The organism is Streptomyces luteolifulvus (assembly GCF_008806595.1).
In the GTDB taxonomy this organism is placed as follows: Bacteria; Actinomycetota; Actinomycetes; order Streptomycetales; family Streptomycetaceae; genus Streptomyces; species Streptomyces luteolifulvus.
Genome location: NZ_VZRB01000025.1, coordinates 35,999 through 60,251 on the forward strand (window position 1 = coordinate 35,999; position 24,253 = coordinate 60,251).

Annotated in this window: 25 protein-coding genes; 12 read left to right on the top strand and 13 right to left on the bottom strand. The window is 70.3% G+C overall.

The annotated features are described in order from the left end of the window. Nucleotides 1-75 precede the first annotated feature (75 nt). From F7R91_RS29360 to F7R91_RS29370, 3 genes are all read left to right on the top strand, one after another. Nucleotides 76-921 (top strand): methyltransferase domain-containing protein, encoded by an 846-nt coding sequence (locus F7R91_RS29360; RefSeq protein WP_150953438.1) that lies wholly within the window; start codon nt 76-78, stop codon nt 919-921. An 11-nt stretch (nt 922-932) separates the two neighbouring features. Next, nucleotides 933-1,283: a cupin domain-containing protein gene (locus tag F7R91_RS29365; protein WP_150953441.1), complete on the top strand. Its 351-nt coding sequence runs from the start codon at nt 933-935 to the stop codon at nt 1,281-1,283. 210 nt (nt 1,284-1,493) lie between these two features. After that, nucleotides 1,494-2,078 carry an Rv1733c family protein gene (locus tag F7R91_RS29370; protein ID WP_150953444.1) on the top strand — a complete coding sequence of 195 codons (585 nt, stop codon included), beginning with the start codon at nt 1,494-1,496 and terminating at the stop codon, nt 2,076-2,078. 24 nt (nt 2,079-2,102) lie between these two features. Here the strand turns inward: F7R91_RS29370 and F7R91_RS29375 are convergent, their stop codons facing one another. After that, nucleotides 2,103-2,663, bottom strand: coding sequence for a hypothetical protein (locus tag F7R91_RS29375; RefSeq protein WP_225320851.1), 561 nt, complete (start codon nt 2,661-2,663; stop codon nt 2,103-2,105). Nucleotides 2,664-2,819: 156 nt separating this feature from the next. Here F7R91_RS29375 and F7R91_RS29380 point away from each other — a divergent pair, with 156 nt between their 5' ends. The 3 genes from F7R91_RS29380 to F7R91_RS29390 all read left to right on the top strand — a co-directional run bounded on the left by F7R91_RS29380 (nt 2,820) and on the right by F7R91_RS29390 (nt 5,400). Beyond that, complete coding sequence (locus F7R91_RS29380) at nt 2,820-3,599, top strand: SDR family NAD(P)-dependent oxidoreductase (RefSeq protein WP_150953447.1); 780 nt, start codon at nt 2,820-2,822, stop codon at nt 3,597-3,599. A gap of 110 nt (nt 3,600-3,709) precedes the next feature. Next, a complete protein-coding gene (locus F7R91_RS29385) occupies nt 3,710-4,639 on the top strand; it encodes a hypothetical protein (protein ID WP_150953450.1) in 930 nt (309 codons plus the stop codon). A gap of 227 nt (nt 4,640-4,866) precedes the next feature. After that, nucleotides 4,867-5,400, top strand: a complete 534-nt coding sequence (locus tag F7R91_RS29390) for a hypothetical protein (RefSeq protein ID WP_225320852.1) — start codon at nt 4,867-4,869, stop codon at nt 5,398-5,400. Nucleotides 5,401-5,409: 9 nt separating this feature from the next. On the opposite strand, the gene F7R91_RS29395 is transcribed toward F7R91_RS29390, so the two are convergent. Continuing rightward, nucleotides 5,410-6,039: a TetR/AcrR family transcriptional regulator gene (locus F7R91_RS29395; RefSeq protein WP_191971683.1), complete on the bottom strand. Its 630-nt coding sequence runs from the start codon at nt 6,037-6,039 to the stop codon at nt 5,410-5,412. A gap of 130 nt (nt 6,040-6,169) precedes the next feature. Here F7R91_RS29395 and F7R91_RS29400 point away from each other — a divergent pair, with 130 nt between their 5' ends. The 3 genes from F7R91_RS29400 to F7R91_RS29410 all read left to right on the top strand — a co-directional run bounded on the left by F7R91_RS29400 (nt 6,170) and on the right by F7R91_RS29410 (nt 10,438). Then, on the top strand, nt 6,170-8,389 hold the full coding sequence (locus tag F7R91_RS29400) for an MMPL family transporter (protein ID WP_150953458.1): 2,220 nt from the start codon (nt 6,170-6,172) through the stop codon (nt 8,387-8,389). Nucleotides 8,390-8,529: 140 nt separating this feature from the next. Further along, complete coding sequence (locus F7R91_RS29405) at nt 8,530-9,540, top strand: beta-ketoacyl-ACP synthase 3 (protein WP_150953461.1); 1,011 nt, start codon at nt 8,530-8,532, stop codon at nt 9,538-9,540. A gap of 148 nt (nt 9,541-9,688) precedes the next feature. After that, nucleotides 9,689-10,438 (top strand): SDR family NAD(P)-dependent oxidoreductase, encoded by a 750-nt coding sequence (locus F7R91_RS29410; protein ID WP_150953464.1) that lies wholly within the window; start codon nt 9,689-9,691, stop codon nt 10,436-10,438. Nucleotides 10,439-10,538: 100 nt separating this feature from the next. Here the strand turns inward: F7R91_RS29410 and F7R91_RS29415 are convergent, their stop codons facing one another. From F7R91_RS29415 to F7R91_RS29450, 8 genes are all read right to left on the bottom strand, one after another. Continuing rightward, nucleotides 10,539-12,368 (bottom strand): AfsR/SARP family transcriptional regulator, encoded by a 1,830-nt coding sequence (locus F7R91_RS29415; protein ID WP_191971684.1) that lies wholly within the window; start codon nt 12,366-12,368, stop codon nt 10,539-10,541. Nucleotides 12,369-12,749: 381 nt separating this feature from the next. Beyond that, on the bottom strand, nt 12,750-13,082 hold the full coding sequence (locus F7R91_RS42205; protein ID WP_191971689.1) for an antibiotic biosynthesis monooxygenase family protein: 333 nt from the start codon (nt 13,080-13,082) through the stop codon (nt 12,750-12,752). After that, nucleotides 13,079-13,915 carry an SRPBCC family protein gene (locus tag F7R91_RS44375; RefSeq protein ID WP_150953473.1) on the bottom strand — a complete coding sequence of 279 codons (837 nt, stop codon included), beginning with the start codon at nt 13,913-13,915 and terminating at the stop codon, nt 13,079-13,081. The genes F7R91_RS42205 and F7R91_RS44375 overlap by 4 nt, the downstream gene beginning before the upstream one ends. Beyond that, nucleotides 13,915-14,175, bottom strand: coding sequence for an acyl carrier protein (locus tag F7R91_RS29430; RefSeq protein WP_150953476.1), 261 nt, complete (start codon nt 14,173-14,175; stop codon nt 13,915-13,917). Before F7R91_RS29430 ends, F7R91_RS44375 begins: the two co-directional genes overlap by 1 nt. A gap of 116 nt (nt 14,176-14,291) precedes the next feature. Then, complete coding sequence (locus tag F7R91_RS29435) at nt 14,292-15,503, bottom strand: ketosynthase chain-length factor (RefSeq protein ID WP_150953479.1); 1,212 nt, start codon at nt 15,501-15,503, stop codon at nt 14,292-14,294. Continuing rightward, nucleotides 15,500-16,771 carry a beta-ketoacyl-[acyl-carrier-protein] synthase family protein gene (locus tag F7R91_RS29440; protein ID WP_150953482.1) on the bottom strand — a complete coding sequence of 424 codons (1,272 nt, stop codon included), beginning with the start codon at nt 16,769-16,771 and terminating at the stop codon, nt 15,500-15,502. Before F7R91_RS29440 ends, F7R91_RS29435 begins: the two co-directional genes overlap by 4 nt. Beyond that, nucleotides 16,761-17,198, bottom strand: a complete 438-nt coding sequence (locus F7R91_RS29445) for a cupin domain-containing protein (protein WP_150953485.1) — start codon at nt 17,196-17,198, stop codon at nt 16,761-16,763. Before F7R91_RS29445 ends, F7R91_RS29440 begins: the two co-directional genes overlap by 11 nt. Further along, a complete protein-coding gene (locus tag F7R91_RS29450) occupies nt 17,198-17,518 on the bottom strand; it encodes a TcmI family type II polyketide cyclase (RefSeq protein WP_150953489.1) in 321 nt (106 codons plus the stop codon). The genes F7R91_RS29445 and F7R91_RS29450 overlap by 1 nt, the downstream gene beginning before the upstream one ends. A 314-nt stretch (nt 17,519-17,832) precedes the next feature. On the opposite strand from F7R91_RS29450, the gene F7R91_RS29455 reads away from it, so the two are divergent. Both F7R91_RS29455 and F7R91_RS29460 read left to right on the top strand, forming a co-directional pair. Then, entirely contained in the window at nt 17,833-18,879 is a 1,047-nt protein-coding gene (locus F7R91_RS29455) for a methyltransferase (RefSeq protein ID WP_191971685.1), read from the top strand. Nucleotides 18,880-19,046: 167 nt separating this feature from the next. Continuing rightward, on the top strand, nt 19,047-19,475 hold the full coding sequence (locus tag F7R91_RS29460) for a hypothetical protein (RefSeq protein ID WP_150953494.1): 429 nt from the start codon (nt 19,047-19,049) through the stop codon (nt 19,473-19,475). Between the two features lie 110 nt (nt 19,476-19,585). Here F7R91_RS29460 and F7R91_RS29465 read toward each other — a convergent pair whose 3' ends face one another. Together F7R91_RS29465 and F7R91_RS29470 are read right to left on the bottom strand one after the other, a co-directional pair. Beyond that, the gene (locus F7R91_RS29465; RefSeq protein WP_150953497.1) at nt 19,586-20,587 is read right to left on the bottom strand and encodes a YihY/virulence factor BrkB family protein; all 1,002 of its coding nucleotides are present in this window, start codon (nt 20,585-20,587) and stop codon (nt 19,586-19,588) included. 97 nt (nt 20,588-20,684) lie between these two features. Beyond that, the gene (locus F7R91_RS29470) at nt 20,685-21,305 is read right to left on the bottom strand and encodes a hypothetical protein (protein ID WP_225320853.1); all 621 of its coding nucleotides are present in this window, start codon (nt 21,303-21,305) and stop codon (nt 20,685-20,687) included. A gap of 175 nt (nt 21,306-21,480) precedes the next feature. On the opposite strand from F7R91_RS29470, the gene F7R91_RS29475 reads away from it, so the two are divergent. Beyond that, complete coding sequence (locus F7R91_RS29475; RefSeq protein ID WP_150953500.1) at nt 21,481-23,868, top strand: ATP-binding cassette domain-containing protein; 2,388 nt, start codon at nt 21,481-21,483, stop codon at nt 23,866-23,868. A gap of 25 nt (nt 23,869-23,893) precedes the next feature. Here F7R91_RS29475 and F7R91_RS29480 read toward each other — a convergent pair whose 3' ends face one another. Then, nucleotides 23,894-24,190 carry a hypothetical protein gene (locus F7R91_RS29480; protein WP_150953503.1) on the bottom strand — a complete coding sequence of 99 codons (297 nt, stop codon included), beginning with the start codon at nt 24,188-24,190 and terminating at the stop codon, nt 23,894-23,896. Nucleotides 24,191-24,253 lie beyond the last annotated feature (63 nt).

The window sequence follows — 24,253 nt, forward strand, 5'->3', positions numbered from 1 at the left end:
GCCCCCGTCTCCGACCGACCTCGCGAGTTAGGTTCGCCTAAGTAGCAACCTGCGGGCAGAGAGCGAGGTACGACCATGGCATCGACGGACCGCCAGGCCCTGCACAGGGACGTTCCCGTCCCGGGCCACGGACTCGACGCCGCCGGCATGCCCGGCCACTGGCTGCTGGCCCGTCTGGGCAAGCGTGTGCTGCGGCCCGGTGGCATCGAGCTGACCCGGTGGATGCTGGACGCCCTGGGCGTGGACCCGCGGGACCGGGTGGTGGAGCTGGCCGCCGGCCTGGGGGCCACCGCCCGGCTGACCCTCGGCCGCCGTCCGGCCACCTACACCGCCGTCGACCGCGACGCCGCCGCCGTGGCCACGCTGAGCGTCCTCGACGCCCCCGGCCCGACCGTGGTTCACGCCGTGCGGTCCGACGCCGCGAACACCGGGCTGCCGGACGGATGCGCCACCGTCGTGTACGGCGAGGCGATGCTGACCATGCAGCCCCACCCCGCCAAGCGGCGTGTCGTACGGGAAGCACGCCGTCTCCTAGACGAGGGCACCGGCCGGTACGCCATCCACGAACTGTGCCTGCTGCCCGACGACCTCGACCCGGCGCTCGCCGACCGGATCAACGCGGACCTGGGGGACGCCATCCATGTGGGCGCCCGCCCCCTGACCCCCCGGGCGTGGAGCGAACTCCTCGCCGAGGAGGGCTTCACCGTCACCGCCCGCAGGACGGCGCCCATGGCGCTGCTCGAACCACGCCGGCTGATCGCCGACGAGGGACTGCTCCCCGCCCTGCGCATCGCCGGCCGGGCGCTGCGGGACCCGGTGGCGCTGCGTCGCGTGACCCATATGCGGCGCGTCTTCCAGCGCCACAGCGCCCATCTCGGCGCGATCAGCATGCTCGCCGTACCCACCCCCGACCAGCCCTGAGGAGGCACCCCATGACCGCCACCGTATTCACCGACCTGACCGCCGACCTCGCCGTTCCCGAGGACGGCACCCTCAGCCGTGTCCTGTACCGGGACGACCGCCTGCGCGTGGTCGGCTTCGCCTTCGCCACCGGCCAGGAACTGACCGAGCACACTTCGGCCCTGCCCGTCGTCATCCAGGTCGTCAAGGGCCGCCTCGACCTCGTGCTGGGCGAGGAGAAGACCGAGGCCGTGCCCGGGTGCTGGATCCACCTGCCCGCCCGGCTGCCGCACTCCGTACGGGCCATCGAGCCCAGCGTCATGCTGCTGACGATGCTTCCCGCGCCCGAGCCGTCCGGATCGGACACCCCTTCCGAGGACTGACCCCGGGTCCGTGAACGGCACCGTGGCCTACGGCACTTCAGCGGCCGTGGACCCGTCGGCTCGCGGAAAGTGGACCCGTCAGCTCGTGGAAAAGGGCCGAACGGCCCCGCCCCGGACGACCTCTGGGCTCTGCACCCGCGTGCCGAGGGTGCGGAACCGTGGGTTTGCGACACGGAGGCCATTCCGGTCGGCCGGAGGAGGGGAGCGCGCATGCTGGGACATCGCGGCCGGGTGGTGTGGTGGCGCTGGCGGCGCAACCCGCTCAAACGCCGCTCCGACACCGTCGAAACGTGGATCGGCGTGGCACTGGTGGCCATGCTGCTGCTCGCCGCGCCGATCGTGGGGCGGGCGACCGCGGCGGTGGCCGAACGTGCCGCGCTCGATCAGTCCCGGGATCTCCACCGTGTCACCGCACGCCTCGTCGAGGACGCCCCCGCGACGACGGTGAGATTCTCCGGTTCGGCGATCAACAACCACGTACGGGCGACCGTGTGGTGGACGACGGCCGACGACTCCCCGAGGACCGACACCGCCCTGGTGAAGGCGGGCACCAAGGCGGGCGCTCCGACCGCGGTGTGGCTCGACGACGCCGGCCGCATGCGCCCCGCGCCGCCCACCGCGGCCCAGGCGAGCTCGCAGGGCGTCGCGCTCGGTACGGCCGCCGGCGCGGGTGTGTGCATGCTGGCCCTGGGCATCTGGTGGATCGCCCGGCTGGGGCTGGAGGGGCACCGTCGTTCGCAGTGGGAGCGTGCCTGGAGCGACTTCGACAGGCACCGGGGACACCGGCACGCGTAGGCCGCGGACAACGGCGCGAGGCCGTCAGTGTCCGGCGGCGTTCTTCACCGGCGCGACGGCCACACCGATCACCGCGTCGACCACACCCGCCAGCAAGGCGCCCACGGTTCCGGCTCCCATGCTCAAGCCCCCCACGCAGCCCCACAGGAACAGCGGGACGATCCCCACGACCGCCGCGATCAACAGCGCGGTGTCCAGAGACAGAGCCCCCAGTGCGGCGAGGGCGATCATCACGGCGGGGCCCACCGCACAGGACAGCAGGGGACTGCTCACGTACAGCATCCGGCGCAGTTCCCGACCGGTGGCGCGGCGGCGGTGCACCGTGCGGTGTGCCTCCTGGTCCGCGACCACCGTGGCCAGCCACAGTGCCAGGCTCGTCGTCAGGACCGTGGCGGCTGCACCGGTGGGGCCGGCGTCGCTCTCGGACAGTCCCACGACCACGGCGATCATCGTGATCGTCGCGTAGATGCGCTCCTTGAGACGGTCCGCCAGGGCTCCGGCCTCCGCCTCGGGCGGCAGCCCCGCCTGCGCGTCCTCCGCCACGCGGTCCTCCCTGTCACGGCCGAGGGCACCCCAGGTCTCCATTCGTCCAGCACACCGACGACACGAGGTGCCGCCCCAGCATGCCCCGGCCAGTCCCGCGCGGCCCGGCAACACACCCCCAGTGGGCCACGGAAGGGCCGAGCGGAGGAGCACACCGTCATGCACCGGTGCCGTCAGCACGCTGTCTAGGGTGCGGTCATGACCTCACACACCTACCTCTCCGAACTGTTCTCCCTGGACGGCCGGGTCGCCGTGGTGACGGGCGGCAGTTCCGGCATCGGCGGGGCCATCGCCGGCGCTCTGGCACGAGCGGGGGCGAGCGTGGTGATCGTGGCGCGCAAGGAGCGGGAACTGGCCGCCGCGGTCGACGAGTTGGCGGCCGACGGCTGCCGGGCGGCCTGGGTGAGCGCCGACCTGAGCACCCGCGAGGCGGTGCGCGCGGCGGCGGAGCAGGCGGTGGAGGTGTTCGGGGAACCCGACATCCTCGTCAACAGCGCCGGGATCAACCTGCGTCCGCCGATGGAGGAGCTGGACGAGGAGGTGTGGGACGTCACGATGGCCGTCAACCTGGAGGCGCCCTACCTGCTGGGACAGCGGTTCGGGCCCGGTATGGCCCAGCGTGGCTTCGGGCGGATCATCCACATCAGCTCCCAGCAGGCGCACCGGGCGTTCGTCCGGAGCGGCGCCTACGGGGTATCCAAGGGCGCGCTGGAATCGCTGGCCCGCTCCCAGGCCGAGGCCTGGTCACCACACGGTGTCACCTCCAACACCCTGGTGCCCGGCTTCGTCCTGACCCCGCTCAACGCGCGGTTGTCGTCCGACCCGGAAACGGTTGCGGCACTGGCCGCACGCACGATGGCCGGCCGCAACGGCCTGGCCGAGGACTTCGCCGGAGCGGCGGTATTCCTGGCAGGCCCCGCCTCCGGCTACATCACGGGCCAGTCGATCTTCGTCGATGGCGGGCTTTCGGTTCACTGAGCCCCTCGTGACCGCTGGTCGGTAGGCCCGGTGGCCCGGTGGGTCCGGCAGCGCTGCTGACCGGGTGATCCGGTGTGCGTGATCGGCCGGCCCGGTGGAGTCTGGGGCTTATGCAGCGTAAAGGCGCACGCCGCACGCGCGGCGGAGATGGCGTGGAGGCCGTTCTCGACGAGCTCTACACCACCCCGCCGTCCGGCTTCGTCTCCCACCGCGAGGAGCTGGCCGCCGCCGCCAAGGAGGCCGGCCGCGTGGAGGACGCCCGCCGGATCCATGCCGCCCGCCGCCCCACTCTGGCCGCCTGGGCCGCGAACCTGCTGCTGCGCTCCCGGCCGAAGGAGAGCCGGCAGTTCCTGGAGCTGGGCAAGGCTTTGCGCAAGGCGTACGGCACCCTGGACACCGCCGGCGTCAAAGAGCTGTCCGCACAGCGCCGAAGCGTGGTCTCCGCCATGTCGCGGCAGGCCGCGCAGCTCGCTCGCGAGGCCGGGCAGCGGCTGTCGGACGCGGTGCTGCAGGACGTCGAAGCCACCCTGCGCGCCGTACTCGCCGATCAGGAGGCCGCCGACCAGTGGGCCACCGGCCGCCTGCACGGCGCCCTCACCCCACCGTCGGCCTTCCCCTCCGACAGCGGCCCGGCCGCCGCCGTCCCACGGAAGCCGACTCGGCCGACGGCTCCCAAGACGGCGGGCCGACCGCAGAAGAACGACCTCGCCGAGCGACGTCGCGTACGGCAGGAGCAGCTCGCCCAGGCCACAAAGGCGGCCAAGGAGGCCGAGCGGCAGCTCCGCGCCAAGCGCGCGGCACACGCGGACGCCGACACACTGCTGCGACGGACACGCGACCAACACGACCGGGCCCGTCAGCAGGTCGACGCCGTTGAGCACCAACTGCACCAGGCACGCGAGGACCTCCGACGCACCGAACAGGACCAGCGGGCCGCCGAGGAGCGGCACGAGGCGACCGCCGACGCCCTCGCCCAGGCCGAACAGGAAGCCCGCACGGCGTCCCAGGAGGTGGCCCGCCTGACCGCGCGCGTCAGGTAGGCACCGGCCGGGACGGTCATCAACTCACGCAACTCCTGCGCCTCCGGCAGAACTCGGCCAGATCCGCTACTCGCGCGCTGCTCTCCTCGGCAACCTGCTGTTCAACTGGTGGGATTGAGGACCGCCGGATGAATCCCCGCACTCCGGGTAGTGCAGCCACACGGCGAATCCGGAGGTGCAGTCCCATGTCCTGTGCGACCCCTACGGCGCGACGCGGAGCCTGGGCGGTGGCAGTTGCCGCCCTCCTCGTCCTCACCGGTGCCTGCGACAGCGGCAGCGGGGACGGCGGCACCCCTCGGACGACCGTGCCGTCCGCCCCCGGACCGCCCGGGCCGACAGGCGTCAGCACGTCATCATGGCCGGCCTCCCAGTCCCCCACACCGACCGGGACCGCACCGGAGGATCCGGAGCAGGCCGAGCAGGACATCAGGGAAGCCTGGCGGATCTTCTTCGACCCGGAGTCGTCCTCCGACGACAGAAGGGACGTGGTCGAGAACGGGGCGGAGAACGAGCTGATGATCAGCAACCTCTTCGACGACCCCCTGGGCAGCAAGTTGCGCGCCGACGTGACCACGGTGTCGTACACCTCCTCCCTGCACGCCGACGTCGACTACACGCTCACCCGCGACGGCCGGCGGCTGGACACGGGCGGGCCAGGGGCCGCCGTACTCCAGGAGGACACCTGGAAGATCGCGCTGCGCACCGTCTGCGGACTGACGCGGCACGCGAAGGACGCTCCCGAGGCCCCGAGCTGCGCGTGACCGTCCGCCCTACGAAACCCCGGTAGGCATGGGGGTGTTGAGCACCGCCAGCGCGATCGCCACCAGAAGCTCACGCTCGGCGTCCGCGAGCCGGGGCGACGCCGCCCCCGCCGCGCCGGACAGCTGTCGGCTCGCGTGACCGGACATGACGCCCATCCGGATCGCACCCAGCGCGCAGCGGCAGCGCAGCAGCATCGTCGGGTCGTCCGTCCCGGCGATGAGGTGTTCCAGGCGGGCCAGCCGGCGCCCGAGATCGTGGCGGTCGACGAGGATGCGCAGCGCGGTGGGTTCGGTGGCGATGACCTGGAGGGTACGGCCGCTGTCCTCCAGGACCGCGATGAAACGGCGGATCAGCGTCTCCTGGTCGCTCCCGCCGCTCCCGCCGCTCTCCTCGTTCTCCTCGTGCTCGGCCTGCTCGACGAAGCGGTCCAGGGTCTGGATCACCGGCGCCACCAGAGCCGAGAGCAGCTCTTCCTTGGCCGGAAAGTGGTAGTAGAGGGCGGCGCTGGTCATGCCCAGGTGCTCCGCGATGTCGCGCATCGAGGTTCCGGCGTAGCCACGCTCCGCGAACAGCGTGTTCGCGGCTTCGAGGATCCGCCGCCGGGTCACTTCGGCGGTACTTCCGGCGGTCCGGGCCATCCGTGTTTCCGCTCCCGTTCTGCGGCTCGGGAGGTGTCGCACATGCGTCGTGCCGTCACCTGGGCTGTACCTCGGCATGCTACCTTCACAAGTATTAATCGATCGGACGATTAATTCTGGGGAGAGGGACATGGCCACGCTGGCCCGCTGGTGCTTCCGGCACCGCCTCCTGGTCCTGCTGATGTGGCTCGTGACGCTCGGCGGGGTCGCCGTGGCGAGTCAGTCGGCAGGCTCGGCCTATGCGAGCGTCTTTCACGTGCCCGACACCGAATCGGGGAAGGCACAGGACCTCGTCAAGGCCGCCTTCCCGGAGAGTGCCGGGGACATGGACACCGTCGTCTGGAGGGTGGACGAAGGAACCGTACGGGACGCCGCCGTACGCGAGCGCATGTCCGCGTCGCTCGAGAGGATCGACCGGCTCGACACGGTCGGCTCGGTGACCAGCCCGTACTCCCGGGCGGGCGCCACGCAGATCAGCCGGGACGGACGTACCGCCTACGCCAGGATCACCTACCACAAGACCGCTGACGAACTGTCGACGGACGAGGCCGACAGCGTCGTGGACACGGCAACCGAGGCACGTACCGAGGGCCTGCGGGTGGAGGTCTCCGGGCCGGTCGCGGAGAAGACGGAGGAGGGCGAGGCCGGGAGTGTCGCCGAGGTGGTCGGCCTGGTGGCCGCGGCGATCGTGCTCTACCTCGCCTTCGGTTCGCTGCCGGCCATGCTGCTGCCCCTGATCAGCGCGCTGTTCAGCGTCGGCACCGGGGTGATGTCGATCAAGCTGCTGTCGCATGTCGCGGACGTCCCCGAACTTGCCGCCACCCTGTCGACGCTGATCGGCCTCGGGGTCGGGATCGACTACGCGCTGTTCATCATCACCCGCCACCGGCAGTGCCTGAAGTCCGGCCTGGCCCCGGAGGAGGCCGCGGTCCGGGCGCTGAACACCTCCGGCCGTGCGGTGCTGTTCGCCGGCGGCACGGTGTGCATCGCGCTGCTGGGACTGCTCGCGCTGCGGCTGGAGTTCCTCACCGGTGTCGCGATCGCCACGACCCTGATGGTGGTCCTCACCATGGCCGCGTCGGTGACGTTCATGCCGGCGCTGCTCGGCCTGTTCGGGATGCGGGTGCTCAGCCGCCGCGAGCGTCGGCGGCCAACCGCCGAGGGACCGCGGGCGGAGCAGCCGCGTGGCCTGGCGGTGCGCTGGGCGGCACTCGTCCAGCGCCGCCCGGTGACGCTCCTGACCACCGCCTCGGTCGTGCTCGCCGTCCTGACGATCCCGTTCTTCTCGCTCCGGCTCGGCATCTCCGACCAGGGCAACCGTCCGGAGTCGAACACCACCCGCCAGGCCTACGACATGCTGGAGGAGGGCTTCGGACCGGGATTCAACGGCCCGCTGCAGTTGGTCGCCAAGGTCGGCGGGCCGGACGACCAGGCGGCTCTCCAACGGCTCGCAGGCACCGTACGCAAGGATCCGGACGTGGCGACAGTGGTGTCGCTGCCTGCGCGGCCGGACGCCACGAGGGCCGTGGTGCAGGTGATTCCGAGGACCGCACCGCAGGAGGAGGCGACCTCGGATCTCATCGCGCGGCTGCGTGACACGACGATTCCGGCCGCCGAACGCGGCACGACGCTGGCCGTGTACGTGGGCGGACAGACCGCGACCTTCGACGACTTCGCCACCGTCATGATCGGCAAACTGCCGTGGTTCGTGCTGATCGTCGTGGCGCTCGGCTTCCTGCTGTTGCTGGTGGCCTTTCGCAGCCTGGTGATCCCGTTGACCGCGGCGGTGATGAACCTGCTTGCCGCGGGGGCCTCGTTCGGTGTGCTGGTGGCGCTCTTCCAGTGGGGCCGGCTGTCGGGGCCCCTGGGAGTCGGCGGGGCCGGTCCCGTCGAGGCGTTCCTGCCGACGATCATGCTGGCGGTGCTGTTCGGCCTGTCGATGGACTATCAGGTGTTCCTGGTGAGCCGGGTGCACGAGGAATGGGTCCACTCCCACGACAACTCCAAGGCCGTGACGGTGGGCCTGACCAACACCAGCCGGGTCATCAACGCGGCGGCGCTCATCATGATCTGCGTGTTCTTCGCGTTCGTGTTCCGCAAGGAGCGGATCATCTCCGAGTTCGGAGTGGGCCTCGCGGCGGCGGTGGCCCTGGACGCGTTCGTCATCCGCACGATGCTGGTGCCCGCCGTCATGCGTGTGCTCGGCGCGGCCAACTGGTGGCTGCCCGGATGGCTCGACAAGCGGCTGCCCCATCTCGCGGTCGAGCCGGCCGACCCGCCGACTCCGGCCCCGGCAGCCGACCGGAAGCAGAGCCCTGCCACCCCCGCACCGACCCAACCGCGCACCTGAGCCCGCTGGGAAACCGGTGGTGCACGACTGGCTCCGCTGCTGGTCGCAGCCGTACGACGCGCCACCGGGCTGCGATCCGGCGCTGCGAGCATCGCTGCACCTGCGGATCCCGCAGTGCCCTTACCGGAGGAGCTCGGTAGATGTCTCAGTTGTCGTTGTCGCAGTCGACTCCCGTCGGTGGCAGCCGCATTCTCGGCGTCGGGGCCTACCGGCCCGTGCGTGCCGTCGCCAACGAGGAGATCGCTCCACGGATCGGGGTGGAACCCGGCTGGATCGCCCGCCGGTCGGGCATCCGCACCCGGCGCTTCGCCGGACCCGACGAGCCACTGCCCGTGATGGCCGCCGCGGCTTCGCACCACGCCCTGGCCGCGGCCGGCGTTTCCGCCGACGAGGTGGACTGCGTTCTGGTCGCCACGATCAGCCATCTCCTCCAGATGCCGGCGCTCGCGGTGGACGTCGCGCACCGGCTCGGCGCCGACCGGGCGGCGGCGTTCGACCTGTCGGCGGCCTGCGCCGGCTTCTGCCACGGCGTGGCGATCGCGGACAGCCTGGTCCGCTCGGGCGCCGCGCGTCATGTGCTGATGATCGGGGCGGACCGGATGACGGACGTGGTGGATCCCGAGGATCCCGCCACGGCGTTCCTCTTCGCCGACGGCGCCGGCGCCGTGGTCATCGGCCCGTCCGGGAAACCGGGCATCGGTCCGGTGGCGTGGGGCGCGGACGGCGAACGGATGGACGCCATCACCATGACGGGCTACTGGACACCCGGACTGCGTGAGGACGCCGAACTGCCCTGGCCCTACTTGTGCATGACGGGATGGAAGGTGTTCCGGTGGGCGACCGAGACCATGGGCCGGGCGGCGCGCGAGGCCATCGAACGGGCCGGGCTCACCCCGGGCGAGCTGTCCGCCTTCATTCCGCACCAGGCGAACGGGCTCATCACGGACGCGCTGGTCAAGGACATCGGACTGTCCGCGGACACGGCCGTCGCCCGGGACATCGCCGACAGCGGCAACACCTCCGGTGCCTCGATCCCCATGGCGATGGAGCGGATGCTCGCCTCGGGCGCGGCCCGGTCCGGGGACCCGGCGCTGCTCATCGGCTTCGGCTCCGGACTGGTGCACGCGGCACAGGTCGTCCTGCTGCCCTAGGCGCCCCGGAAGGCCGGGCCCGTCACGGACGGTCGTGGTCTCCCGGTGGCCCCCCGCTGGTGCCGCGCTCCCAGTCCCCGACGAGTGGCGTCGGGGAACATCCGAGCGTCAACCACCCGGCTTCGACAGCGAACCTGGAGCAGCCTCCATGAATCCGACTCTCACCGGCAAGCACGCGCTCGTCACGGGCGGCAGCCGTGGCATAGGAAGGGCGATCGTGCTCGCCCTCGCCCGGGCGGGTGCCGACGTCCTGGCCTGCCACCAGAACCCGAGTGCCCAGGCGGACCAGTTGGCCGCCGAGCTGAAGAGGACGGACGGCGACCACCATCTGCTCCAGGCCGATGTGACCGACCCGGTGGATGTGGACCGACTGGTGGAGGAGGCGAGGACCAGGTACGGCTCACTGGACGTCGTCGTGCACAACGCGGGCGTGATCAGTCACGTCCCGCTGCCGGAGCTGACGGCGGCGGAATGGCACCGGGTGCTGGACACCAGCCTGACCGCCGCGTTCACCGTGCTGCAGAAGACCCTGCCGCTGTACGGGCAGCGGGCCTCCGTCGTACTGATCGGCTCCCGGGCCGCGGCCCGAGGGATTCCGCTGCGGGCCCACTACACGGCGGCGAAGGCGGGTCTGGAGGGTTTCGCCCGGTCGGCGGCCAAGGAGCTGGGCGGGCGGGGGGTCCGGGTCAATGTGATCGCCCCCGGAGTGATCGACAGCGACGACATCAAGGCTATCCCGGCCGATCGGCGGGCCGAACTGGTGGCCCGCTACAGCGAGAAGACGGCGATCGGGCGGCTCGGTGAGACCGAGGAGGTCGCCGGCGCCGCGGTGTTCCTCGCGAGCGATCTGTCGTCGTACATGACCGGGCAGACGCTCAACGTGGACGGAGGGATCTGACGCCATGCGGCCGTGTCGCACCGAAGGTCGTTCCCGGTACGGCACGGCCGCCTGCCGTGTGTCACGCTCCGTGTCGGGCGGGCGGACCGGCGGGTCTCCGTCAGTTCCCGGCCAGTTGTTGCAGGGCGTACACCTTGGCCAGTTCGTGTACGGAGTAGCCCAGCCGGCCGTCCTGCGTACCGGTCGCCTGCAGCAGATGGCGCTCGGCGAGCCTGGCGAGGACGCCCTCGGCGGACACCAGTTCGCAGCCGAGCTGCGCGGCGGCGTCCTCCGCCGTGAACGGATCGGTGGCGCGCATCGCGAACAGTTGCATGGCGAGCCGGTCCCGGTCGTCCAGCTGCCGGAATCCGGCGTCGTAGGAGGCACGCAGATCGAGGCCGGGGAGGCTGGATTCGTCGAGGCGGCGGCGCGGGTCGGCGAGCCGCTCGGCGAACTTGTCCAGCGGCCAGTCCGGGAGCCGGCTGAGCCGGGTGCCGACCGCGCGCAACGCGAGCGGGAGGCCCCCGCAGAGGGTGACGATCCGGTCGACGGCGGCCAGGTCCTCACAGGCCCGCGGTATCCCGATGATCGAGGTGAGGAGCCGGGTGGCCTCGTCGTCGGGGAGCGGATTGAGCAGTACGGGCTCGGAGCCGGCCAGTGCGTGCGCGAGGCTGGTGACGATCACGGCGCAGTCGCCGCTGCCCGGCAGCAGCGACTTGACCTGGGCCGCGGAGGCGGTGCCGTCGAGGAGGAAGAGAAGCGACCTGGAGGCGCACAGGCTGCGGAACAGCTCACCGGCCTCGTCGATGTCACAGGGGAGAGCGGAACGGTGCTCTCCGAGCGCGGTCAGGAAGCGGTGCAGCACCGCACGCGGCTGGACCGGATCGGCGCTGTCGCCGCGCAGGTCGACGTAGAGCTGCCCGTCGGGGAACCTGTCGGACACCCTGTGGGCGAGCCGGGTCGCCACGGTGGTCTTGCCGACGCCCGGCATACCGGTGATCCACAGGACGGGCAGCGGGGCGTTCTGCGCACGGCACTCGGCGAGGCGGCTCTCCAGGCGGCGGAGAATGTCCTCGCGGCCTGTGAAGTCGGCGATGTCCGGCGGGAGTTGGGCCGGGGACGGGACGGACGGGCTCCGGTAGGGCGGAGCGGCCGACGGTGGCCCGGCCGTGGCGGCGGAGTCCGCGCCGGTCACCGCCGCTTCGGACGGCTCATCGTCGTCGCCGAGCATGTGTCCCGAGCCCGCACGGATGTCTCCCGTCGGGTGTCGTGCGGGGCGCAGTTCCAGTTCGGGGTGGTCGTCCGCCTCGGTGTGCAGTTCGGGTCCGGCCGTCAGGACCGCACTGTGCAGCCGGGCGAGCAGGGGCGACGGCTCCAGGCCCAGCTCGTCGATCATGGCCCGGCGGAAGGTCTGGTACACCTCCAGGGCCTCGTGCCGACGGCCGGAGCGGTAGAGCGCGATCATCAGCTTGACGTGCAGGCCCTCGTCGAAGGGGTGGGTGGAGCAGAGCGTCTTCAGCTCGCTGATGAGCTCGCGGTGCCGGCCGAGCCGGAGTTCGGCTTCCAGGCGCAGTTCCACGGCGCGCTTCCAGCGTTCCCGGAAGCGGGTGATCTGGACGCCGAGCCGGCCGCCGGCCTCCACATCGGCCAGGGGCGCACCCCTCCAGAAGGTGAGCGCGTCCGTGAGCAGACCCGCGGCCGCCTCCGCGTCTCCGTCGTCGAGTGCCTTCTGTCCCCGGTCGATGAGTGCGTCGAAGCGGTGCACATCGAGAACGCCCTCGGGAATATCCAGCCGGTAACCGTTCGGTTTGGTGTGGAGGGAGGCGCCCCCGTTCCCGTCCACTTCGAATACGTTCTTGCGGATCTTGTAGATATATGACTGAAGGGTGGCCAGCGCACTCGCCGGGGGGTTACTTCCCCATAATTCATCGATCATCTCGTGGATCCCCACGAGATGATTCTCGGATACCAGAAGCAGCGCCACCAACTGACGTAACTTCGGCGCGCTCGGCGTCAAATCCTGATCTTCCCCGTATCGGACTTCGAGAGGTCCCAGTACCCGGAACCGCACCTCAGCTGCATGATTCGTTTTCATGATCCCCCATACTGAGCGCACTTCCAGCCGCGATAAATCGATCTGCGGCTTCCCTCCGGAATGTGATCCAAAGGCGAATCGTCCCCATCCGGCGGATTAAGCGAGTCCGCTTTACTCCGCCGGATGGGGACCTGGATCCGAAGAGAGACTCCGTTCCGGAGACCATCCTATCCTAGGACCCCTCAAGCCCTGGGAAATTTCGTGAAGGTGTCGTACGAATAAACCATTTCGCGCCGGTTACGATGCGTAATATTCAACCACATCGTAGATCGCGAAAGGGGCTCCGGAAGGATGAGGGTCGGCGAACCTGCGAATCGAGGCCGTCTGACCCTTGTGCCGGGCACCGTTTTCCCACTCCTGGAACGCATGACGATCCCGCCACTCGCTCAGCACCGCGAATCGGGCCGGCTCCTGGGAACTGCGGAGGAGTTCGTTGCGGAGCATCCCCGGCGTCCCCTGCAAGGCCTTGCTGGACTCGTGGTAGGCCTGGACCAGCTCGTCCACGTCCTGCCCCTCCGCCAGCCGGAAGTACAGGACGACCCGCACCGCGCCCCGCTCGGCGGCGCTCACCGCCTGCGCTCCTTCACCATCTCGGCGACGACGTCGGTGGTCACCATCGAGCCCTTCGTCCGGAACGGCTGGAACCTGCCGCGATGCCCGATGTGCGCGTCGCTCCGCTCGAACTCCCGAAAGCGCTTCTCGTCCGTCCAGTCGGAGATGATGTAGTACACGCCCGGTTCGTCGTTGCTGCGCATCAGCCATTGGCCGAGATTGGCGGGTTCGCGAGTGATGACTCCGCCGACCGCCCGCCAGGTTTCCTCGAACTCCTTCTCCCTGCCTTCGGCGATCTCGGCGCGCAGCAGCACCCGGAAGACCGGGCCGTGCTCGCCGTCGTCTGCTGAACTGTCCGTCATGCGCCGGTCCCCCTCGTCGCGTCCGGCAGCGCCGGCGCCTGCGCGCGCGGTCTGTTCGACCAGTTGCTTGATACGCGCCATTTCCCTGACGGTCTGCCGGTTCAGATGTGCTTCGGCACCCTGGTTGTCCACGGGTGCGGACGGCTTCATGGTGAACTCCTGGATCCAGCGCATCCGGACGCCGCCCGGGTCCGGTGTGTACTCCCAGCGGATGTTCATGTACTCGAACAGCCCGCTGTCGAGTCGCCGCGCGGCGACCGTACGGCCGGCCCGGTCCAGGGTGCGCTCGGAGACCCAGCTCCACTGCTTGCCGTTCTCGTCCGGCTGCGTGGTCAGCCGGAACCGGACCGTGTCGCCCTCCACGGCGAGCACCTCCGACTCGGCGTACTCGGCGAAGAGCCCGGCCCACCCGGAGACGTCGTTGGTGATGTCCCAGACCAGGTCCATGGGGGCGTTGATGACCACGGAGTTGTCGGTGCGGCCGGCCATCAGGACGACTCCGCCAGCAGGCCGTTGACGTGGTCGAGGATCTGCCGCGGGGTCTTCATCCCCTCCATCGCGGCGTCCGGGATGCGCAGCTGGAACTCGTCCTGGATCTGGGTGACGATCTCCAGCACGGCCAGCGAGTCGACGTTCAGGCTCGTGAACGGCGTGTCCAGGACCTCCTCCGTCAGGGCGGACGCATCACCGGAATCACCCTGGGTGGCCCGCATGATGTCGATCAGTTTGTCCACGCTGAGTGTGCTCACGTTCGCTCCCTCGTCGGGTAGGTCGGTTCGTTTGTCTCTGTGTCCGGGCCCGGTCCCTGTGTCGTGTCCCTGCGTCCGCGGGACACAGCACACGGGACACGGGGTTCGTTCGGGCTTCAGGCGGCGGTGCGCAGCACCAGAGCCGAGTTGAATCCGCCCACGCCCCGTGCACAGACCAGCGCATGACGCACCGTCAGCTCGCGGGGCTCGGTGCGGACCAGGTCCAGCGGGCAGTCCGCGGCGAGTTCATTCACATGCGGGGTGGGCGGCAGTACGCCGTCACGCATGGCCAGCAACGCGGCCGCGACATCGAGCGCCGCACCGCCGGAGTACATCCGCCCGGTGGCGGTCTTGGGCACGGTGACCGGCACCCCGCGCGGGCCGAACACCTCGGTCAGGGCCCTGGCCTCCTGGCGGTCCAGGTCCGGTACGCCGTAGCCGTCAGCGAAGACGGCGTCGACGTCCCCCGGGGCGATCCGCGCGTCGTCGAGGGCACTCCGGATCGCCCGGGCGAGCGTCGGCCCGCGACCGGATTCCGGCGCGGGGTCGAACGTCGCGGCGTAACCGGCGACTTCGCCGTAGATCCGCTCTGCGCCGCGGCGCTCCGCGTCCTCGCGCCGCTCCATGATCATGATTGCGCCGCCCTCGCCCGGCACATAGCCCGCGGCACGGCTGTCGAACGGCAGATAGGCGGCCGTCGGGTCCGCGCCGGAACTCAGCATCCCGGTCGCGAGCTGAGCGACCATGCAGGCTGGGGAGAGCGGGGCGTCGGTGCCGCCGGTCACCGCGAGCCGGGCTCCGCGCCGCAGCTGCCGCCGGGCGTGCCCGATCGCGTCCAGCGCCCCGGCCTGCTCGGTGGCGATCAGACCGCAGGGACCGCGCAGCCCGTGATGGATCGACAGCTGCCCGGTGGTGGCGGCGTAGAACCAGGCCACCGACATGTAGGCGCTCACCCGCATGGGGCCCCCGCTCCACATCTTCTGCAGCTCGCGCTGGCCGTACTCGACACCTCCGGCGGAGTTCGCCGTGACGACGGCCCTGTCGTACTCCGGGAAGTCGGCGGGGTCCGCGCCGGCGTCCGTGAGGGCCATGTCCGCTCCGGCGAACGCGAAGTGCGTCATCCGGTCGGTCTGGGCCAGCAGCTTGGCCGGGACATGGTCGCCGGACTCGAAGTCGTCGACCTCGCCCGCCAGTTGAGTGGAGTACGGGGACGGATCGAAGCGGCGGATACGGTCGATGCCGCTCTTGCCCGCCAGCGTGGTGGCCCAGTAGTCCGCCACGCCCACTCCCGTGGGCGCGACCACCCCCAGACCGGTGATCACCGTCATCGCCTGCTCCTCGGGGAGGTCAGTACGACCGCGCTCTGGAAGCCGCCGAAGCCGCTTCCGACGCTGAGCACCACGTCGGTGGAGTGCTCGCGCGCCTCACGGGGCACATAGTCGAGATCGCACTCGGGATCGGGTGTCGTGAGGTTGGCCGTCGGCGGCACCACGTCGTGCTCGATGGCCAGTGCGGAGGCGGCCACCTCGATCGCGCCGATGGCACCCAGGGAGTGACCCACCATCGACTTGATCGAGCTCACCGGTACCCGACGGGCGTGATCCCCGAGGCTCCGCTTGAACGCTGCGGTCTCGTGCCGGTCGTTCTGCCGGGTGCCCGACCCGTGCGCGTTCACATAGTCGATGTCCTCGGCGGCGATGCCGGCCATCTCCATGGCCCGGTCGATGGCCTCGGCCAGCTCCCGGCCGTCCGGCTTCAGGCCGGTCATGTGGTACGCGTTGGCGCGGCCGGCGTAACCGGCCACCTCGCAGTAGACGCGCGCGCCACGGCGTACCGCCCGCTCCCTGCTCTCCATCACGAAGACCGCGGACCCCTCCCCCAGCACCAGCCCGTCGCGGTCCCGGTCGAAGGGACGGCAGGCCCGAGCGGCGTCGTCGTTGCGGGTCGAGGTGGCCTTCAGCGAGTCGAAGCAGGCCACCGTGATCGGGGAGATCGGGGCGTCGGTGGCGCCGCCGATCACGACGTCCGCGGAGCCCTCCTCGATCAACTGCGCGGCGTGGCCGACCGCGTCGAGCCCGGACGTACAGCCCGTCGACACCACCGCCGTCGGCCCCTCCGCACCGACCCGGCGGGCGACCTCCACTCCGGCGGTGCTCGGGATCACCGCACCGTACAGATGCCGTACGCCGTACTCCTGGTCGCACAGCCACTGGCGGCCGCCGTCGCTGATGACGACGTACTCCTCCTCCATCATCATCGTGCTGCCCACCGCATTGCCGATGGTGACTCCGGTACGAGCCGGGTCCAGGCTGCCCTCGCCGACCCCCGCGTCCGCGAGTGCCTCACCGGTGGCGGCCAGCGCCATCTGTACGGCCCGGTCCATGCGGCGGACTTCCTGCGGCGAAAGCCCGAACGCGGCCGGGTCGAAGTCGCACTCGGCGGCGATCCGGCAGCGGAACCGCTCCGGGTCGAAGTGAGTGATCCGGCGCGTGGCCGTACGGCCCACGGTCACCGACGACCAGAAGGCGCGGGTGCCCACCCCGCCCGGGGCGATGACGCCCATACCGGTGATGACGGCGCGTCGCTCATGCTCCATCGGGATCCTCCGTGTCGACGTGCCCGAGCTCGGGGCGCGGCGCGAGCGGGCAGGAGTGGAAGACCACGAAGGCCGGCACCCTGCCGTTGTTCAGCATCTTGTGCCGGGTCATACGGGGGATGAGGAGGGCCTCACCGGCCGTCACCCGGTGGACGTCCGCACCGTCCGTCGTCACCTCCAGAGCGCCCTGCACCACATAGACGAACTCGTCCGAGTACGGGTGGTAGTGCTCCCTGATCCGCTCGCCGGCCGCGAGCGTGCCGGTGCCCATGAATCCACTGGCCACGCCGGTCGTCGTCGGACCGAGCACGATCCGCAGATCACCGCCGTGGCGGGGACTGGACGGGACGTCCGCTGCGGCGACCTTCGTCACCGGCAGCTCCGCCGCTCCCGTCCTGGGGCCGACGCGCGCTTCCCGGGCCGCCATCAGCCGGCCTGCCAGGTGTAGAAGGGCTGCGCCATGGCGTGCTTGGGCTCGGACCAGTTCGGGTCGTAGGGGTCGATGAACGGCAGCAGCCGCTCGTGCAGTTCGGTGAAGAGCGGGTGCCGCCTCGCCGCGTACAGCTTCGCCGTGGGGTCCTCGTCGGCCTCGACGAGGTGCATGTACAGGTCGTGGAACTGGAAGAGTGTGCGTCGTCGCGCGCCGATCATGTGCGGCAGGTCGGTGCTGTCCGACCAGCGGAACTGGTCGGCGACCTTGTCGGCGTCCTCGGGTTTCATGCGCGCCACGATCAAAGTGCGGTGCATTCGGTCTCCCGGCGGTTCATGTCTGCATGTCGATCTGTAGGTGGATCCGTATGTCGATCTGAGGGTCGATCTGCGGGGCGATATGGGTATCGGTCTGCGGGTCCATCGCCATGTCGCTGTGGGTCGATACAGAGGTCGGCCTGTGTGTCGGCTGTGTGCGAGATGTCGTACCTGCGCATCGTCGGCGGTGCGCCTCGCGGCCCACTGGTCTCGACCGGGGACCGCGCCACCAGCGCGCCGACAGCGGCTTACGAGCGCCCTCGGCGAGCCTCGGCCGTCAGAGCCTTCCGACCCCATCGAGCGCGAGGGAACCCATGAGCGTTTCTCGACCGGCCGACGACGCCGGCATCCGGCGGCTTGGTGAGCTGGCCTTCGCAGCCGGGAACGCGGCTGCCATCCAGACGGCGACCCGCCTGAAGATCCCGGACCTTATCGACGACAAGCCCGTGCCGGTCGAGGAGCTGGCACAGAAAACGGGACTCGACCCTCATCTGCTCTACCGGCTGCTGCGCGCACTCACCACGTACGGCGTCTTCGAGGAGGTCGGCGAGCGGACCTTCGCGCACACCGAGGTGTCACTGCCGCTGCGCGAGGACTCCCCCGACGGCATCCGCAATCTGATCCTCTGGATCGGCGCGCCGTGGACCTGGCAGGCGTGGCCGCGCCTTGAGGAAGCCCTGCGCACCGGCAAGTCCGTCATCCCGGGTGTCTACGGCAAGGAGTTCTACGACTACCTGCGGGAGGACGCCCCCGACGACGAGCAGCTCTTCGCCCGGGCCATGACGGACTCCAGCGCCCGCAGCTCCCATGTGGTCGCCCAGACCCTCGACCTGTCCGGCGTCGGCAGGGTCGTGGACATCGGTGGCGGCCAGGGCCTGCTCCTGCGCTCACTGCTCGACCGTTTCCCGGACCTGCGCGGCGCCCTCTTCGACTTCGAGCAGGTCGTGGCCGGTGCCCACGAGGACCTCAAGGACGGCGGCCGGCTCGCCTCCCGGACCGGCATCGTGCCGGGCAACTGCCTTGAGTCGGTGCCGGTCGAGGCGGACGTCTACATCCTCAAGAACCTCCTGGACTGGCCGGACGAGAGCTCGCGCACGGTGCTCCGCAACATCACGGCAAGTGCCCCGCGCGGCGCCCGGGTGATCATCATCGACAGTCTCGTGGACGCTCACCCCGACGAGATGCGCATCACCACGACCCTCGATCTGTTCCTGCTGATGAACGTCGGCGGCCAGAAGCACGGCCTGGCCGGCTTCGACAAGCTGTTCGCGGAGACCGGGATCGAGACGCTGAGCGTGCAGACCGTGCCGGGCACGCTGCCGCTGCTGCACATCGTCGAGGGCGGCCTTCACCGCGGGTGACCCCCACGCCCCCAGAGAACGCCTGTCCCCACGGCGGTGGGGACAGGCGTTTCCGTACGGCGGAACGGCAGGGGGGACGGCAGGACGGCACAGGAACACGTCCCACTCACCGCACCACCATGCCGGGACGAGCATCGGCCGCCCGGAACCTCAGGAGGTAACCGCCCATGTGGAACACGCGAGGTGTCGTTCCGGCCGTTCCGATTCCCGTACTCCCGCCGCCGTTGCCGGCGCCCACCGGGTCGATGCCCCTGGCAGGGCAGCGCATCGCGGTCCTGGGGCGACGCGCTGTGGCCCGCGCCGTCGCAGCGGAACTGGGCGCCAAGGGGGCGAAGGCGACAGTCCGCCCGCCCGGCCACCGTCTGGACCTCGCCGCAGACGCGGCTGACTTACCGCTGGACGGCGTCCTGCTGCTGCTCCCCAACACCCCCGGCAACCCGACCGACTCCTCCCGTCGTACCACCTCCCGCACGCCCTCCTCCCCCTCCGACACGATCACGGCGGCCATGCTGTGCTCTCCCCGCTGGCTGCTGGTACTGGCCCCGAGGACATCCCCCACCGAGGCGGTGCGGTCAGTACTGGCGCTCGGCTCCTGAATGGTCCGGAGCAGGAGTTGAGCGTTCGGCCTGATGGCCCTCAGTCTCAGATGCCGTTCTCGATCGGCACGGCATCAGACGCAGGGCTCCGGGAGCCGTGCCCAAGACCCTCATGTCATACGGCGCTCGTCCTCCTCGCTCCAGGCCCGGGTGTCGCGGGGCGGCACATACGGCTCTTCGCTCTCCGGCAGTCCGCCGGCCACCGCTCGCCGGCGCGCCAGCTCCGCGTCGAACTCCGGGCCCAGCAGGATCGCGATGTTGCTGATCCACAGCCACACGAGGAAGACGATCACGCCGGCGAGCGTGCCGTACGTCTTGTTGTACGAGGCGAAGTTGGCCTCGTGGAAGGCGAATCCCGCCGAAGCGATCAGCCAGATCACCAGGGCCAGGACACTGCCCGGGGTGACCCACTTGAAGCCGCGGCCCTTCACGTTCGGTGCCGCCCAGTACAGGATGGCGATCATGATCGTGACCAGGAGCACCAGCACCGGCCACTTCGCGATCGACCACACCGTCAGCGCCGTGTCCCCGATTCCCAGCGCCGTCCCGGCCTGACGGGCCAGGCTGCCGGTGAAGACCACGATCAGTGCGCTGATCACCGCCAGCACCAGCAGCACCACCGTCACCGCCACCCGGACCGGCATCAGCTTCCACACCGGCCGTCCTTCCGGCATGTCGTACACCGCATTCGCGCTGCGGATGAAGGCCGCGACATATCCGGAGGCCGACCACACCGCGAGTACCAGGCCCACGATCGCCATGAGGGACCCGATCCCGCCGCGGCCCTGCAACTGCTGTACCGCGTCGCTGATGATGTCCCGCGCCGAACCGGGCGCGAGCTTGTGCAGGTTGTCCAGGACCTGCTGGCCCGCGGACTCGCCGACGATGCCGAGCAGCGAGACCAGCACCAGCAGGGCGGGAAACAGCGAGAGCACTCCGTAGTACGTCAGTGCCGCCGCCCGGTCGGTGAGCTCGTCGCCCTTGAACTCCTTGAGCGTGCCTTTCAGCACCGCCGACCATGACTGTTTCGGCAGCTGCGTGGGCTCGTCCGGCGCCCGCCGCTCGACCCGGCCCTCAGGTCCCGGTTCCTGGCGCCGACCCGACGCCGTCACCGCACCGCTGCCGTGATCGGGTTTCGAGTTCCGTCCCCTACCACCGGGGTAACCAGTCTCCTCCGCCCCATGCGCCGGCAGGTCACGGCCGCCTTCCTTAGTGCCCGTGGCGCAGTTGCACGGTCGTCGTCACCCGTGTGAGCGCGGGATTCCGGGGCACCGAGCCGAACCCGAAGCGCACCGGTGGCTCGACGGGCGCCATCACACCGAGGTCGTGCCCTTCGAAGACCGCCGATACCTCGACGAGCGGGCGCAGATCCCGCGCGCCGTACCATGCGCGGCGGCCCGCACCGGCACTCCCGCGGGTGCGCACGCCGGACAGCAGCACCCGGGCCGGCCAGTCCGTGAGCGTGGCCCAGACGGGACGGGCGGCAAGCGCTCCGGGCACGGCGCGCAGGAGCTGCCCCAGTGGCCCTCGGCGGCCGGTGGTGAAGCGCAGTCGGAGCGATCCGGCGACGACGGTCCAGAGGTCGTTCGTGACCCGCACGTCGACCGGCACGACGAGCACCCTGTCGAAGGAGTACGTGCCGCGGATGAACTGCGCCGTCCGCCGCGTCGGAGCGAGCAGTACCCGTTCGCCGTCCGCCCGTTCCAGCATCACGTCGCTGAACGCGCCGAAGGGCGACCGCAGCCAGTGTCCGAGGACGATGCGGGTCCCGGAGGTGGTGCCGGTGCCGGCGATCCAGCCGTCGAAGCGCATGGTTCTGGTCGTGATCATCGAGGTGACCAGCCGGTCAGGATTCGAGAAGCGCCGGCCCCCGGGCCGCGGCTGGCGTGACGGCGTTGGGCCTCAGCGAAAACTCGCTGAACGTACTGCTCGAAACTGGTTGGATCGAGCCGGGCGACGCCGACGGAGCCCGCGAAGGCGGCCCCACCCGACGGATGGAGACACGATGACCACCGCCCCGAGGACGGGCAAGCAGTCGCCTGTGCCGCACGCTGCCGACAGCCACGATCTGATCCGCGTGCACGGCGCGCGCGAGAACAACCTCAAGGACGTCAGCATCGAGATCCCGAAGCGCCGGCTGACGGTGTTCACCGGTGTCTCCGGCTCGGGCAAGAGCTCGCTGGTGTTCGACACGATCGCCGCGGAGTCGCAGCGGCTGATCAACGAGACGTACAGCGCCTTCGTGCAGGGCTTCATGCCGACGCTGGCACGGCCCGAGGTCGACGTGCTCGACGGACTGACGACCGCGATCTCCGTCGACCAGCAGCGGATGGGCGGCGACCCCCGCTCCACGGTCGGCACCGCCACCGACGCCAACGCGATGCTGCGCATCCTCTTCAGCCGGCTCGGCCGGCCCCACATCGGCCCGCCCAGCGCGTACGCCTTCAACGTCCCCTCGGTCCGGGCCAGCGGCGCGATCACCGTCGAGCGCGGGACCCAGAAGGCACAGAAGGCGACCTTCACCCGCACCGGCGGTATGTGTCCGCGCTGCGAGGGCCGCGGCTCGGTCACCGACATCGATCTGTCCCAGCTGTACGACGACAACAAGTCGCTCGACGAGGGCGCGCTGACGATCCCCGGCTACAGCATGGATGGCTGGTACGGCCGTATCTTCCGCGGCTGCGGCTTCTTCGACCCGGGCAAGCCGATCAGCAAGTACACCAAGCGGGAGCTGCACGACCTGCTCCACAAGGAGCCGACCAAGATCAAGGTCGAGGGCATCAACCTGACGTACGAGGGTCTGATCCCGAAGATCCAGAAGTCGATGCTGTCCAAGGACATCGACTCGCTGCAGCCGCACGTCCGGGCGTTCGTGGAGCGGGCGACGACGTTCAGCACCTGCCCCGAGTGCGAAGGCACGCGGCTCAGCGAGGGGGCCCGGGCCTCGAAGATCGACGGGATCAGCATCGCCGACGCCTGCGCGATGCAGATCAGCGACCTGGCCGACTGGGTCCGCGACGTCGACGAGCCGTCGGTGGCGCCGCTGCTCGCCGCGCTCGGGCAGACGCTCGACTCGTTCGCGGAGATCGGCCTCGGCTACCTCGCGCTCGACCGGCCGTCGGGCACGCTGTCGGGCGGGGAGGCGCAGCGCGTCAAGATGATCCGCCATCTCGGTTCCTCCCTCACCGATGTCACGTACGTCTTCGACGAGCCCACCATCGGCCTGCACCCCCATGACATCCAGCGGATGAACGGTCTGCTGCTGCAACTGCGGGACAAGGGCAACACGGTGCTCGTCGTGGAGCACAAGCCGGAGCTGATCGCGATCGCGGACCATGTCGTCGACCTCGGTCCCGGCGCGGGGACGGCGGGCGGCACCGTCTGCTTCGAGGGCACCGTCGAGGGGCTGCGGGGCGCCGGTACCGTCACGGGCCGCCATCTCGACGACCGGGCCGCCGTCAAAAAGTCGGTGCGCAAGCCCGCCGGTGCGCTGGAGATCCGCGGGGCGAACCTGCACAACCTGCAGGGCGTCGATGTCGACATCCCGCTCGGGGTGCTGGTCGTCGTCACCGGAGTCGCCGGTTCCGGCAAGAGCTCGCTCGTGCACGGGTCGATTCCCGCTGGAGAAGGTGTGGTCTCGGTCGACCAGGGCGCGATCCGCGGCTCCCGGCGGAGCAATCCGGCGACGTACACCGGACTGCTCGACCCGATCCGCAAGGCGTTCGCGAAGGCCAACGGCGTGAAGCCGGCCCTGTTCAGTGCCAATTCCGAGGGCGCCTGCCCCACCTGCAACGGCGCCGGCGTGATCTACACCGACCTGGCGATGATGGCCGGCGTCTCCACCACCTGCGAGGACTGCGAGGGAAAGCGGTTCGACGCATCGGTGCTCGAGTACCACCTCGGCGGCCGGGACATCAGCGAGGTGCTGGCGATGCCGGTGACCGAGGCGGAGGAGTTCTTCGCCACGGGCGAGGCACGTACGCCGATCGCGCACCGCATCCTGCAGCGGCTGGCCGATGTCGGGCTCGGCTATCTCAGCCTCGGCCAGCCGCTCACCACGCTGTCCGGCGGTGAGCGGCAGCGGCTCAAGCTGGCCACGCACATGGCCGACAAGGGCGGCGTCTACGTCCTCGACGAGCCGACCGCCGGCCTGCACCTCGCCGATGTCGAGCAGTTGCTCGGCCTGCTCGACCGGCTCGTGGACTCCGGGAAGTCGGTCATCGTGGTCGAGCACCACCAGGCGGTCATGGCGCACGCCGACTGGATCATCGACCTCGGTCCCGGAGCGGGTCACGACGGTGGCCGGATCGTCTTCGAGGGCACACCCGCGGACCTCGTGGCCGCCCGCGCGACCCTCACCGGCGAGCACCTGGCGACCTACGTGGGCGCCTGACGAAGCGGGCTGGTGATCAGTACAGCTAGCTGGTCACCATGGTGAAGACGGGGTAGACCTTCGGTTGCGGGTCGGGAACGCCGAGCTCTCTCAGGATCGGGACGATGGTCTCGCCGAACTGCTGGAACGCCTCCGCCGACTCCCAGACGTCCACGACGATCCAGCCGTTGTCGGTGGGGGCGGCGGTGTGGGAGATGAGACCGGCCACCGGCCAGTCGCTGGGGCTCTTGACCCCGCCGGGCCGGCCGGCCACCTTGTCCGCGCTCTGCTCGTATTGGGCCTGGGTCATCCCCGGCATCTCGAAAACCGCGACGATTGCCATGCTGAGCTCCCTTGCACACGGGTACAGCGTCCTGCGGCCAGTCGACCATCACGGACAGCCGTC